The organism is Thiobacillus sp. 65-1402 (genome assembly GCF_001897685.1).
Classification (GTDB): Bacteria; Pseudomonadota; Gammaproteobacteria; order Burkholderiales; family Thiobacillaceae; genus Thiobacillus.
In genome coordinates, this window is record NZ_MKUG01000066.1 from 1 (window position 1) to 12,120 (window position 12,120).

The following is a 12,120-nucleotide window of genomic DNA, read 5'->3' on the forward strand; positions in this document are numbered from 1 at the left end:
TCTGCATGAAGCGCGACCCCTTCACCAGCACCGTGGTGTCGGGCGCGAGTTCGTTTTCGAGTTCGGCAAGCAATTCCTGGATGCGTTCGAAGTGCATCGCGCCGGCGCCGAATGCGGCAGCGGTTTCTTTCGTCAACTCGCCCAGCGCCAGCAGCCTGTCCACCCCCGCGGCACGCGCGGCAAGGCCGATTTGCGCATGCATCGCCGCGGCGTCGCTGCCGAGTTCGCCCATGTCGCCCAGCACCAGCAGCTTCCTGCCGGGCTGCCGCGCCAGCACCGCCAGCGCGGCTCTGACCGAGTCGGGATTGGCGTTGTAGGTGTCGTCGATGAAGGTGCTGCCGTGCAGCGCGGCCGTTCTTTGCAGACGGCCCTTGACGCCGCCGAAGCCCGCCAGGCCGGCGACGATGCTGCGATGGCTGACGTCGAGCGCGAAGGCGGCGGCGGCGGCGGCAAGCGCGTTCATCGCGTTGTGCTCGCCCGGCACCTGCAGTTCCACCTCGAGCTCGGCATTCGGCAAGGCGATGGTCAGCATCGAGCCGAATCCGCCGGGCCGATAGCGGCCATGGATCGCCGCCGCCGGGGTCAGGCCAAAATCCAGCATGCAGCGGCGCGCATTGAGTTCGCGCCACATTCCGGCATACGCGCTGTCGGCGTTGAACACCGCGATGCCCGCATCGGTCAGGCCGGCGAAGATTTCGCCCTTGGCGCGCGCAATATTCTCAAGCGATCCGAGCAAGCCGATATGCGCCGCGAGCGCGTTGTTGAGCACCGCCACGTCCGGCCGCGCCAGACGCGTCAGATAATCGATTTCGCCGGCGTGGTTCATGCCCATTTCGAGCACGGCGAATTGGTGCGTCTCGCGCAGGCGCAGCAGCATCAGCGGCAGCCCGATGTCGTTGTTGAGGTTGCCTTCGGTGTTGAGCACCGCCGCGTCCGACCCCGCTTCCACCCGCAGGATCGCCGCCAGCATTTCCTTGACGGTGGTTTTGCCGTTGCTGCCGGTGATCGCCACCACCGGCAGTCTGAAGCGCGCGCGCCAGGCGGCGGCCAGCTTGCCAAGGGCGAGGCGGGTGTCGTCGACGCGGATGGCCGCGGCGATTTCCGGCGCCTGCGCGCGGTCGAGCACCACGCCGGCGGCGCCTTGCTGCAGCGCCTGCGCAGCGAAGGTGCCGCCGTCGAACCTTTCGCCGCGCAACGCGATGAAGAGGTCGCCCGGCTGGATCGCCCGGCTGTCGGTGGAGACGCGCAGCACCTCGGCGTCCGCGCCGGCAAACGGCACCTCGAGCATGGCCGCGGCCTCGGACAAACGCATCATGCTCATGTCCATGCCTCCAGCGCCTTCTTCGCCACCGCGACATCGGAGAACGGCAGCCGTTCGCCGCCCGTTTCCTGGTAGTCCTCGTGGCCCTTGCCGGCGATCAGCACCACGTCGCCCTGATGCGCGCCGCCGATCGCCTCGAAGATGGCGCGCGCGCGATCCGCCTCGACGTGCGGCTTGCCGCTTGTTCCGGCGAGGATGTCGTCGATGATGTGGCGCGGATCTTCGTTGCGCGGGTTGTCGCTGGTGATCCAGACCTCGTCCGCGCCGCGGGTGGCCGCCTGCCCCATCAATGGACGCTTGCCCTTGTCGCGGTTGCCGCCGCAGCCGAAGACGCAGATGACGCGGCCGCCGCCGACGATTTCGCGCAGGGTGGCCAGCACCTTTTCCAGCGCATCGGGGGTGTGGGCGTAATCCACCACCACCAGCGGATGAGCGTTGCCGCCGAACGCCTGCATCCGCCCCGGCGGCGGGGCGATGTGCGCCAGCGCCCGGCAGGCGTCGTCCAGCTTCACCTCCGACACCAGCAGGGCGGCGAGCGCGGCCAGCAGGTTGGCGGCGTTGAAGCGGCCCAGCAGCGGCACGTCGAGTTCGGCATCGCCCCAGTCGGTGTGCACGCGCAGATGCAGGCCGCTTTGCGACAGGTGCAGCTTTTCTCCCACCACGGCACCGCGCTGGAATCCGTAGCCGGCGACGCGCGACGGCCGCGTTTCGCTTTCCAGCTGCCGGCCGAAGGCATCGTCGACATTCAATACGGCCCACTGCAGTCCCGGCCAGTTGAACAGGCGCGCCTTGGCATCGGCATAGCTGCCCATGTCGCCGTGGTAGTCGAGATGGTCGCGCGACAGGTTGGTCAGCACCGCAACGTTGAAGCGGGTGCCATTGATCCGCCCTTGCGCGAGGCCGTGCGACGACACCTCCATCGCGCACCCCGCCGCACCTTGCTGCCGGTAGAGCGCAAGGCGCTGCTGCAATTCGACGGCGTCGGGCGTGGTGTTGAGCGCCGGCGTGAGCGCGCCGGGCTGGTCTCCGACAGGGGGAAAGCCGTTGCCGACGGTGCCGATGACGGCGGTTTTCCGCCCCAACTGCGACAACGCCTGCGCCACCCAGTGCGCCACCGAGGTTTTGCCATTGGTGCCGGTGACGCCGACCATATGCAGCGCGCGCGAAGGCTCACCATATATGTGGGCGGCGATTTCGCCGATACGGGTCTTCAGCCCGGCCACGCCCGCATTGGGGATGGCGAGCGCTGGGTCCCACTGGTAGTGGTCGGCCTCCCACAGCACGCCGTCGACACGCTGCGCCACCGCCTGCGCAATGAAGTCGCGGCCATCGCGGGTTTCGCCTGGATAGGCGGCGAACACCGTGCCTGGCACGGCCTTGCGGCTGTCGTTGACAAGCGCGTCGGGCGTGATGCCGAGCCGCTCCAGGATGTGCGGCACCGATTCCCGGATTGCCCGGGATGCGGGCGAAGCCGGGCTGGGCTTGGCGCTTGCGCCCTTCGTGTGGCCCGTGCCCTTGAGGGTTCCTGCCATCACGCGCCCCCGCCCGCCCGCACCGCCACGGGCGTGCTCTGCGTCATCCGCGTCGCGGTTTCCGGGGCGTCGGGCGGCAATGCCAACTGACGCAAGCTGGCCGCCATGACCTGGGCGAACACCGGGCCGGCCACGCTGCCGCCGTAATACACGCCGCCGGACGGCTCGTCGATTGCCACGCCGACGATGAGGCGCGGATTGGAGGCCGGCGCCATGCCGACGAAGGAAGACAGGTAACGGTCGGGCGCGTAGCGGCCGTCGACGATCTTGTGCGCGGTACCGGTTTTGCCCGCCACGCGATAACCCGGCACCCGGGTGCGCGTCCCGGTGCCCCCCTCCTGGGTGACCGTTTCCATCATGGCGCGCACTTCGCGCGCCACCTCGGCGGAGAACACCCGCTCGCCGACGGTTTCCTGCGGCTCGCGCTTCAGGAACGACAGCGGCATCACTTCGCCATCATTGGCGAATGCCATGTAGGCGCGGGTCAATTGCAGCAGGCTCACCGAGAGGCCGTAGCCATAGGCCATGGTGGCGTGCTCGACCGGCTTCCAGGTGCCGGCGTCGCGCAGCCGGCCGGCGGTTTCGCCGGGAAAGCCCGAACCCGGCAGCTGGCCGAAGCCGGCACGATGCAATACCGCCCAGTATTGCTGCGGCGTCAGCATCATCGCCATTTTGGCGGCGCCGACGTTGCTCGATTTCTGGATGATCTCGGTCACCGTCATGTGCGGGCGCGGATGCTCGTCGCGCACCAGCTTGGTGCCGACGCGCCAGGTTTGCGGCGTGTCGATCACGCTGTCCGGGTGAAACAGGCCGCGCTCCAGCACCGCCGCCGCGACAAACGGCTTGATGGTGGAGCCGGGCTCGAAGGTGTCGATCACCGCACGGTTGCGCATCGGCCCCGGCTGGTAATTGCGGCGGTTGTTGGGATTGAAGATCGGCTGGTTGGCCAGCGCGAGGATTTCGCCGGTCTTGGCGTCGAGCACCACCACGCTGCCGCCCTTGGCCTTGTGGGTGGCGATGGCGGCGGCGAGCTCGCGGTGCGCCAGGTATTGGATCTTGAGATCGAGCGCCAGCGCCAGATTGCCGCCCATTTGCGCGGTCTTGATCGGCGCCAGATCGCGGATGGTGTTGCCGCGGCGGTCGCGCAGAATCTGGCGTTCGCCCGCGCGTCCCGCCAGCCAGTCCTGATAGGCGCGTTCAACGCCCTCCTGCCCGAGGTCGTCCACATTGGTGAAGCCCACCACATGCGCGGCCACTTCACCCGCCGGGTAGTAACGACGGAATTCGCGCCGCAGGTGCAGGCCGGGCACCCCCATGGCGGCGATCTTGACCGCCTGTTCCGGGGTGACCGGGCGCTGCACGCTGAATTCACCGCGCGTCTTGCGCGTCAGCTTCTCCGCCAGCGCCGGCGCGGGCAGGCCCAGCACCCTGGCCAGGTGCGCGTGCTGATCGACCGTCAGCCGGAGCTCGGCCGGGCGCGCCCACAGCGACTCGACCGGCGTGCTGATCGCCAGCAGCTGGCCGTGGCGGTCGGACACCTGGCCGCGGTGCGCGGGCAGGGTGAGGTTGCGGTTGGCCACCGCGTCGCCCTTGCCCTGCAGATAATCGGTGTTCAAACCCTGCAAATAAAGCGCGCGCCCCGCCACCAGCACCAGCCCGGTGAGCAGCAGTCCGCCCACGGTCGCCATGCGCCAGGGCGCGAGGTTGAGCTTGAGCAGCTTGCGCGAATGGTAATTCATGGTGCGCCCACCAGCGTTTCGACGCGCACCCGTTCCGGCGGCGGCGCCACCAGGCCGAGCTGGGTGCGCGCGAGCGCGTCCACCCGCGCCGGATTGGCCCAGGTGCTCTGCTCCAACTGCAGTTTCCCCCACTGCTCGTCGAGCACGCGCGCCTCTTTTTTCAAGCGTTCCAGTTCCACAAAATAGGTACGCGCACGGTGCTGCGCCTGGATCACGGCCAGCGCGCACGCCACCAGCACCAGTGCCAGGACGATATCGAGACGGCTCATGCCGCCTCGCCCATGCGTTCCGCCACCCGCAACACGGCACTGCGTGCCCGCGGATTGGCCGCCACCTCGGCGGCGGTCGCGTGCTGGGCACGGCCCACCCGCTGCAGGCGGCCCGGTTTCAGCATGGCGGCCGGGATCGGCAGGCGGCGCGGCGCCTGTTCCCCCTGCGCCTCGTCGCGCATGAAGCGTTTGACGATGCGGTCTTCCAGCGAATGAAAGCTGATCACCGCGAGCCGCCCGCCGGGCTGCAGCCTGTCCACGCATTGCGGCAGCACGGCGCTCAGCTCTTCCAGTTCGCGGTTGAGATAAATCCGAATAGCCTGGAAGCTGCGGGTCGCCGGATGCTGCCCCGGCTCGCGCCGCCTGACCGCTGCGGCGATGAGATTCGCCAGTTGCCCGGTGCTGCGGATGGCCTCTGTTTGCCGCGCCGCAACAAGCGCGCGCGCAATCGATTTAGCAAACCGCTCTTCCCCGTAGGTGCGGATGACTTCACTGATCTCTCCCTCTGCCGCCGTCGCCAGCCAGTCCGCCGCCGACATCCCGCTGCCCGGGTCCATGCGCATGTCGAGCGGCGCGTCGAAGCGAAAGCTGAATCCGCGCGCGGCATCGTCGAGCTGCGGCGACGACACCCCGATGTCCAGCAAAATCCCGTCCACCTGCGCTACGCCGAGCTCGTCCAGCACGGCACCCAGACGCGAAAACGCACGCTGCACCAGGGTCAGCCGCGCATCCTGCAGGGCTGCGCCGGCGCGGATGGCATCGGGATCGCGATCCAGCGCGATCAGGCGCCCGGCCGGCCCCAGCTGCGCCAGAATCAGCCGACTGTGGCCGCCACGGCCGAAGGTGGCGTCGACGTACACGCCATCGGGCTTGATCCCCAGCGCCGCCACCGCCTCCTGTGCCAGCACCGGCACATGGGCGGGCTCAATCACAACGTAAACCCCTCCAGTTCGGGTGGCAGCGCGTCGTCGCTGAAGGTCAGCGCCTGGGCCACCTGGGCCTCCCAGCGCGACTCGTTCCACAACTCCACCTTGCTGCCCTGACCCACCATCACCACGCTCTTGTCCAGCTCGGCGAACTTGCGCAGCATCGGCGGCAGCAGCACGCGGCCGGCACCGTCCATGTCCATGTCGTGCGCGTAACCGACGAGCAGTTGTTTGAGGCTGCGGGTGCGGGGATTGAAATCGGACAGGCCGTTGAGCTTTTTCTCGATCGGCTCCCATTCGGGCAGGGGGTAGAGCAGCAGGCACTGGCCGGGGTCGGCGGTGACCACCACGCGCCCGCCGCCGTTCACCAGGAGGAGGTCGCGATAGCGCGCCGGCACCACGAGCCGGTTCTTGCTATCCAGACTGACAGTCGCGACCCCCCGAAACATGCTCCCCCCGTATTTGATTTTTGGCTGTGCTTGGCCGGGCGCATTCTCCCACAACTTCCCACCAATCACCACTTGCACCCACTATAGGGGATAGTTTGGGGGGGGTCAAGCCAAGGAACGCAAAAAAACCCCTATGCCTCAATGACTTAGGGGTGGTTTTGGGTTGTGGATAAGTTTCTGGAAAAACCGGTGCTTAGCCGATTGTTTTGCCGTCTTTTTGAGGACAAAACGCTAAGTTATTGAATTGCATGAAAAGTGGAAAAGTCGACCGATAAGCCGGGTTCTGTCGTGGACAACCATTCCTCTAGGCCGGCCATTGCTGACCGGCTCCAGCCACCTACCCGCAGACTCGGCGAGCCGCGTCATCGTCTGCCTATTTGGTGTTGCTCCGGATGGAGGTTACCGCGTTTCACCGTAACTTAATACGCTCGTCTCTGTGGCCCTATTCCTCGCCTCGCGGCGTCCGGCCGTTAGCCGGCATCCTGCTCTGTGGAGCCCGGACTTTCCTCTCCCACATGCATGGCAGCGGTTGTCTGATCGGCTTTCCCGTCTGGATTATAAAGCCTTAACTGGACCGAGGCCGCTGATTTGCCTATCCGAAGACAGCTGCCTTCCACCGGGCCGGGCATGATGCCCGGTTTTTCACGCGGCGACGCGCCAGCGGATGGCTTCGCCCGCGCGCAGCGGCACCAGGCTTTCGTCGCCCAGCTTGAGACTGGCCGGGACATTCCAGCTTTCGCGCTTGAGGGTGATGGTGTCGGTATGGCGCGGCAGGCCGTAGAAGTCGGCGCCGTGGAAACTGGCGAAGGCTTCGAGCCTGTCGAGCGCGCCGGCATCCTCGAAGGCCTCGGCATACAGTTCGATGGCGGCATGCGCGGTATAGATGCCGGCGCAGCCGCAGGCGCTTTCCTTGGCGCCCACCGCATGCGGGGCGGAATCGGTGCCGAGAAAGAACTTGGGGCTGCCGGAGATGGCTGCGGCGACCAGCGCCTGGCGATGCGCCTCGCGCTTCAGCACCGGCAGGCAGTACAGGTGCGGGCGGATGCCGCCCTTGAACATGGCGTTGCGGTTGTACAGCAGGTGATGCACGGTGAGGGTGGCGGCGACGTTGGCCGGTGCGGCGGCGACGAACTCTGCGGCGTGGCGGGTGGTGATGTGCTCGAGCACGATTTTCAGCCTGGGGAAATCGCGCAGCAGCGGGATCAGATGGCGCTCGATGAACACCGCTTCGCGGTCGAACACGTCGACCTCGGGGTCGACCACTTCGCCGTGCAGCAGCAAGGGCATGCCGGCCTCTTCCATCGCGGCGATCGCCTTGTAGGCGCGGGGCAGCTCGGTGACGCCGGAATCGGAATTGGTCGTCGCCCCGGCCGGGTAATACTTCACCGCGTGGACGAAGCCGCTTGCCCGCGCGCGGCGGATTTCGTCCGGCGTGGTGCTGTCGGTGAGATAGAGCGTCATCAGCGGCTCGAACGCGGTGCCGGCTGCGGCGGCCAGCAGGCGCTCGCGATACGCTGCCGCCCCGGCCACGTCGAGCACTGGCGGCTTCAGGTTGGGCATCGCGATGGCGCGCCCGAACACGCGCGCGGTGTCGGGCAGCACACTTTGCATGGCGGCGCCGTCGCGGAAGTGGATGTGCCAGTCGTCGGGACGGGTGAGGGTGAGGATGTCGGTCATGCTTTGTCCTGCTGATGCGGCTTGAGTGCCAGCGCCATTTTATAGAGTTCGGCCTTGCTGCGTCCGGTGATCTGGGCGGCGAGCTTGGCGGCGAGGGTGGGCGGCAGCGCGCCCTGCAGGATGTCGAGCACCCGCAGCGCTTCCGCATCGACCATCGCGGCGGCGGCCGCCGGCGGGTGCACGACGACGACGAATTCGCCGCGCACGTGGTTGGGGTCGGCGGCCAGCCAGGCGGGCGCCTCGGCCAGCGGCAGGGTGACGATGCTCTCGAATTTCTTGGTCAGCTCGCGCGCCAGCGTCGCCAACCGGCCAGCGTCCAGCACCGCGGCCATGTCGGCCAGCGTTTCCTCGATGCGGTGCGGCGCCTCGTAAAACACCAGTGCCGCCGGCAGCGCCGCCAGGGCTTGCAGTTGCGCACGGCGCGCACCGGCCTTGGGCGGCAGGAACCCATGGAACAGCCACGATCCCGACTCCACCCCGGCGGCCGACAGCGCCGCGGTCACCGCGGCGGCGCCGGGGATCGGCACGACCCTCAGCCCCGCCGCGCGCACCGCCGCCACCAGCCGCGCGCCGGGGTCGGACACCGCCGGCGTGCCGGCATCCGACACATAGGCGACCGCATCGCCGCCCGCAATCCAAGCGATCACCTTGTCGGCGGCGGCGCGCTCGTTGTGTTCGCGAACCGAGGTCAGCGGCTTGGAGATATTGAAATGCGCCAGCAGCTGGCCCGACACGCGGGTGTCTTCCGCCGCCACGCGGTCCACGCGCTGCAGGATGTCGAGCGCCCGCAAGGTGATGTCGCCAAGGTTGCCGATGGGCGTGGCGACCACGTAAAGCGCGGGCAGCAGGGGGGTATGATGGGGCGTTTCGTTCATGTGCCGCCATTGTCGCAGATGTTGAAATCCCTGCTCGGGCAATCCGCCGAAGCGCGTGCCGAAGCCTTCCTGCAAACGCATGGCCTGAAGCTGCTGGCACGCAACTGGCGCTGCCGCTTCGGCGAAATCGACCTCATCATGCAGGATGGCGCCACGCTGGTGTTCGTCGAAGTGCGGCTGCGCAGCCGCGCCGACTTCGGCGGGGCGGCCGCCAGCGTCACGGCGAACAAGCAGCGCAAACTGCTCGCCGCTGCGCGGCAGTATCTGGCCACGCTGAAAACGCTGCCGCCGTGCCGCTTCGACGTGGTGGCGCTGTCAGGCGGCGCCCCGCCCGAGTGGATCATGAACGCCTTCGACGATGTGGGATAATTCCAGCCGATCATGCCTTTACACGACAGAATTCTCGGCCATTTCCAGGCCTCGGCGCAGACCGCGCGGGAGGCTGCCGCGACGCTTGCGCCGGCGATTGAACAAGCCGCACGCCACATGGTGCATTGCCTCGCCCAGGGCGGGAAAATCCTCGCCTGCGGCAATGGCGGTTCGGCGGCGATTGCGCAGCGTTTCGCTTCCGCGATGATCAACCGTTTCGAACAGGAGCGCCCGGGGCTGGCAGCGATTGCGCTCAGCGCCGACACCTCGACCTTGACGTCGATCGCCAACGACTGCGCCTACGATCAGGTGTTTGCGCGGCAGGTGAAAGCGCTGGGGCAGCCGGGCGACCTGCTGCTGGCGGTCTCGGCCAGCGGCAACTCGCCCAGCGTATTGCAGGCGGTGGCTGCCGCCCGTACGCGCAGCATGCCGGTCATCGCCTTGACCGGCCGCAGCGGCGGCGGCCTGGCGGAACAAATGCAGGACGACGACGTCTTCCTGTGCGTGTCCGCTGAATCCACGGCGCGCATTCAGGAAATCCATCTGCTATCCATCCATTGCCTGTGCGATGCGGTGGACAGCGTTTTACTAGGAGTCGAGGAATGAACAAACTGATTTATGGCGCGCTGCTGGGTGTGGCGCTGGCGCAATTGCACGGCTGTGCCGCCGTCGTCGTGGGCGGCGCCGCCACCGGTGCGGCGGCCGCCACCGACCGCCGTACCACCGGCGTCTTCGTCGCCGACCAGGAAATCGAATTGCGCGCGATGAACCGCCTGCGCGAAGCCATCCCGGAAAATACCGGACGGATTTCCGTCACCAGCTACAACCGCCAGGTGCTGCTGACCGGCCAGGTGCCGGACGAATCCATCCGCGCGCGCGCCGCCGAGGTCGTCAAGGGCGTTCCCGACGTGCGTACGGTATTCAACGAGCTCAGCGTCTCGGGCGTCATTTCGCTGACCTCGCGCACCAACGACACCGCCGTCACCGGCAGCGTCAAAACCCGCCTGCTGCGCGACGAACGCGTGCCCGGCACCAAGATCAAGGTCGTCACCGAGGCCGGCACGGTCTACCTGATGGGGCTGGTGACCCGCGACGAAGCCGGCATTGCCGCCGAAATCGCACGCACCACCTCGGGCGTGGCCAAGGTCGTCACCCTGTTCGAACATATCAACTGATGCCGCTGCCCGCGTTCGCCGCGTACGCGGCCCGGCAGCGTGCCGTGAGCGGCCGCCCATGATCTATCGCGACCTGCGCGACTTCATCGCGCAACTCGAAACAATGGGCGAACTGAAACGCATCGCCGTCGAAGTCGATCCCAGGTTCGAAATGACCGAAATCGCCGACCGCGTGCTGCGCGCCGGCGGCCCGGCACTGCTGTTCGAAAAGCCCAGGGGCGGCACGATGCCGGTGCTGGCGAACCTGTTCGGCACGGTCAAGCGGGTGGCGCTGGGGATGGGCGAGGACGATCCGGCGCGGCTGCGCGAAGTCGGCAAGCTGCTCGCCTACCTGAAGGAACCCGAACCGCCGAAAGGGCTGCGCGACGCCTGGGACAAATGGCCGGTGCTGAAGCAGGTGCTCAACATGGCGCCGAAGGAAGTGAAGAGCGCGCCGTGCCAGGAAATCGTGTGGGAAGGCGCCGACGTCGATTTGAGCCGCCTGCCGATCCAGCACTGCTGGCCGGGCGACGTGGCGCCGCTCGTCACCTGGGGGCTGACCGTCACCCGCGGGCCGCACAAGAAGCGGCAGAACCTCGGCATCTACCGCCAGCAGGTGATCGCCCCGAACAAGCTCATCATGCGCTGGCTGGCGCATCGCGGCGGCGCGCTGGATTTCCGCGAGCACAGCCTCGCGCATCCGGGCGAGCCGTTCCCGGTCGCCGTCGCCCTGGGCGCCGACCCGGCGACCATCCTCGGCGCGGTCACCCCGGTGCCGGACTCGCTGTCCGAATACCAGTTCGCCGGCCTCCTGCGCGGCGCCAAGACCGAGGTGGTGCAATGCCTCGGCAGCGAGCTGCAGGTGCCGGCGTCCGCCGAAATCGTGCTGGAAGGCGTGATCCATCCGAACGAGACGGCCTTGGAGGGGCCGTACGGCGACCACACCGGCTACTACAACGAGCAGGAGACTTTCCCGGTTTTCACCGTCGAGCGCATCACCATGCGGCGCGACCCCATCTACCACAGCACCTACACCGGCAAGCCGCCGGACGAGCCGGCGATCCTCGGCGTGGCGCTGAACGAAGTCTTCGTGCCGCTGCTGCAGAAACAGTTCCCCGAGATCGTCGACTTCTACCTGCCGCCCGAAGGCTGCTCCTACCGCATGGCGGTGGTGAGCATGAAAAAGGCCTACCCCGGCCACGCCAAGCGGGTGATGTTCGGCGTGTGGAGCTTCCTCAGGCAGTTCATGTACACCAAGTTCATCCTCGTCACCGACGACGACGTCGACGTGCGCGACTGGAAGGAAGTCATGTGGGCGCTGACCACCCGCGTCGATCCGGCGCGCGACACCCTGCTGGTGGAGAACACGCCGATCGACTATCTCGACTTCGCCAGCCCGGTGTCGGGACTCGGCAGCAAGATGGGCATCGACGCCACCAACAAGTGGCCGGGCGAGACCACGCGCGAATGGGGCACGCCGATCGTGATGGACGCGGCGGTGAAGGCGCGCGTCGATGCGATGTGGAACGATCTCGGGCTGTAGCGCAGATGAGCGACAAGCCCGCCGGCCGCCGCACCTGCCTCTACACGCCCGAGCAGCTCGACGCCATCGTCGCCGACATGGCACGTCAGGCGGCCGGCCTCTTGACCGGACGCACGCGGGTCGCCATCGTCGGCATCCTGCGCCGCGGCGCGCCACTGGCCGATCGCCTGCATGCGCGGCTGCGCGAAACCTGGGGCCTGACCGACTGCGTGCGGCTGGATCTCAAGATCGAACGCTACGCCGACGACCTCACGCTGCTGCACCCG

13 protein-coding genes and 1 other RNA gene are annotated in these 12,120 nt (G+C 67.6%); 5 read left to right on the forward strand and 9 right to left on the reverse strand.

Features of this window, described 5'->3' with window-relative positions; genetic code table 11:
* From murF to rsmI, 9 genes are all read right to left on the reverse strand, one after another.
* Positions 1–1,321: UDP-N-acetylmuramoyl-tripeptide--D-alanyl-D-alanine ligase (murF, locus tag BGO62_RS05415; RefSeq protein ID WP_296640012.1), on the reverse strand; the 1,321-nt coding region annotated here is incomplete at its 3' end.
* A complete protein-coding gene (locus BGO62_RS05420) occupies positions 1,318–2,853 on the reverse strand; it encodes a UDP-N-acetylmuramoyl-L-alanyl-D-glutamate--2,6-diaminopimelate ligase (RefSeq protein WP_296640031.1) in 1,536 nt (511 codons plus the stop codon). The genes BGO62_RS05420 and murF, both read right to left, overlap by 4 nt.
* Entirely contained in the window at positions 2,853–4,592 is a 1,740-nt protein-coding gene (locus BGO62_RS05425) for a penicillin-binding protein 2 (protein ID WP_296640014.1), read from the reverse strand. Before BGO62_RS05425 ends, BGO62_RS05420 begins: the two co-directional genes overlap by 1 nt.
* A complete protein-coding gene (ftsL, locus tag BGO62_RS05430) occupies positions 4,589–4,861 on the reverse strand; it encodes a cell division protein FtsL (protein ID WP_296640017.1) in 273 nt (90 codons plus the stop codon). The genes BGO62_RS05425 and ftsL overlap by 4 nt, the downstream gene beginning before the upstream one ends.
* Positions 4,858–5,790, reverse strand: a complete 933-nt coding sequence (gene rsmH / locus BGO62_RS05435; protein ID WP_296640032.1) for a 16S rRNA (cytosine(1402)-N(4))-methyltransferase RsmH — start codon at positions 5,788–5,790, stop codon at positions 4,858–4,860. The genes ftsL and rsmH overlap by 4 nt, the downstream gene beginning before the upstream one ends.
* Positions 5,790–6,236 (reverse strand): division/cell wall cluster transcriptional repressor MraZ, encoded by a 447-nt coding sequence (mraZ, locus tag BGO62_RS05440; protein WP_296640019.1) that lies wholly within the window; start codon positions 6,234–6,236, stop codon positions 5,790–5,792. The genes rsmH and mraZ overlap by 1 nt, the downstream gene beginning before the upstream one ends.
* A 256-nt stretch (positions 6,237–6,492) precedes the next feature.
* Positions 6,493–6,781: RNase P RNA component class A (gene rnpB / locus BGO62_RS05445), an RNA gene on the reverse strand.
* A 97-nt stretch (positions 6,782–6,878) separates the two neighbouring features.
* Positions 6,879–7,913, reverse strand: coding sequence for a dihydroorotase (gene pyrC / locus BGO62_RS05450; protein ID WP_296640022.1), 1,035 nt, complete (start codon positions 7,911–7,913; stop codon positions 6,879–6,881).
* A complete protein-coding gene (gene rsmI / locus BGO62_RS05455; protein WP_296640025.1) occupies positions 7,910–8,788 on the reverse strand; it encodes a 16S rRNA (cytidine(1402)-2'-O)-methyltransferase in 879 nt (292 codons plus the stop codon). The genes pyrC and rsmI overlap by 4 nt, the downstream gene beginning before the upstream one ends.
* 18 nt (positions 8,789–8,806) lie before the next feature.
* On the opposite strand from rsmI, the gene BGO62_RS05460 reads away from it, so the two are divergent.
* The 5 genes from BGO62_RS05460 to BGO62_RS05480 form a co-directional block, all read left to right on the forward strand.
* Positions 8,807–9,157, forward strand: a complete 351-nt coding sequence (locus BGO62_RS05460; protein WP_296640033.1) for a YraN family protein — start codon at positions 8,807–8,809, stop codon at positions 9,155–9,157.
* A 12-nt stretch (positions 9,158–9,169) separates the two neighbouring features.
* Positions 9,170–9,763: a phosphoheptose isomerase gene (locus BGO62_RS05465; RefSeq protein WP_296640027.1), complete on the forward strand. Its 594-nt coding sequence runs from the start codon at positions 9,170–9,172 to the stop codon at positions 9,761–9,763.
* On the forward strand, positions 9,760–10,332 hold the full coding sequence (locus BGO62_RS05470) for a BON domain-containing protein (RefSeq protein WP_296640028.1): 573 nt from the start codon (positions 9,760–9,762) through the stop codon (positions 10,330–10,332). Before BGO62_RS05465 ends, BGO62_RS05470 begins: the two co-directional genes overlap by 4 nt.
* Positions 10,333–10,390: 58 nt before the next feature.
* Positions 10,391–11,854, forward strand: coding sequence for a 4-hydroxy-3-polyprenylbenzoate decarboxylase (gene ubiD / locus BGO62_RS05475; RefSeq protein ID WP_296640030.1), 1,464 nt, complete (start codon positions 10,391–10,393; stop codon positions 11,852–11,854).
* A gap of 5 nt (positions 11,855–11,859) precedes the next feature.
* A partial coding sequence (locus BGO62_RS05480) for a phosphoribosyltransferase family protein (RefSeq protein WP_363923872.1) occupies positions 11,860–12,120 on the forward strand: 261 nt, incomplete at its 3' end.

Bases quoted from the DNA above. Each gene is read 5' to 3' on its own strand.
- pyrC (WP_296640022.1), bottom strand. From the start codon at position 7,913: ATGACCGACATCCTCACCCTCACCCGTCCCGACGACTGGCACATCCAC.
- ubiD (WP_296640030.1), top strand. From the start codon at position 10,391: ATGATCTATCGCGACCTGCGCGACTTCATCGCGCAACTCGAAACAATG.
- BGO62_RS05460 (WP_296640033.1), top strand. From the start codon at position 8,807: ATGTTGAAATCCCTGCTCGGGCAATCCGCCGAAGCGCGTGCCGAAGCC.
- mraZ (WP_296640019.1), bottom strand. From the start codon at position 6,236: ATGTTTCGGGGGGTCGCGACTGTCAGTCTGGATAGCAAGAACCGGCTC.
- BGO62_RS05470 (WP_296640028.1), top strand. From the start codon at position 9,760: ATGAACAAACTGATTTATGGCGCGCTGCTGGGTGTGGCGCTGGCGCAA.
- BGO62_RS05465 (WP_296640027.1), top strand. From the start codon at position 9,170: ATGCCTTTACACGACAGAATTCTCGGCCATTTCCAGGCCTCGGCGCAG.
- ftsL (WP_296640017.1), bottom strand. From the start codon at position 4,861: ATGAGCCGTCTCGATATCGTCCTGGCACTGGTGCTGGTGGCGTGCGCG.
- BGO62_RS05425 (WP_296640014.1), bottom strand. From the start codon at position 4,592: ATGAATTACCATTCGCGCAAGCTGCTCAAGCTCAACCTCGCGCCCTGG.
- rsmI (WP_296640025.1), bottom strand. From the start codon at position 8,788: ATGAACGAAACGCCCCATCATACCCCCCTGCTGCCCGCGCTTTACGTG.
- BGO62_RS05420 (WP_296640031.1), bottom strand. From the start codon at position 2,853: ATGGCAGGAACCCTCAAGGGCACGGGCCACACGAAGGGCGCAAGCGCC.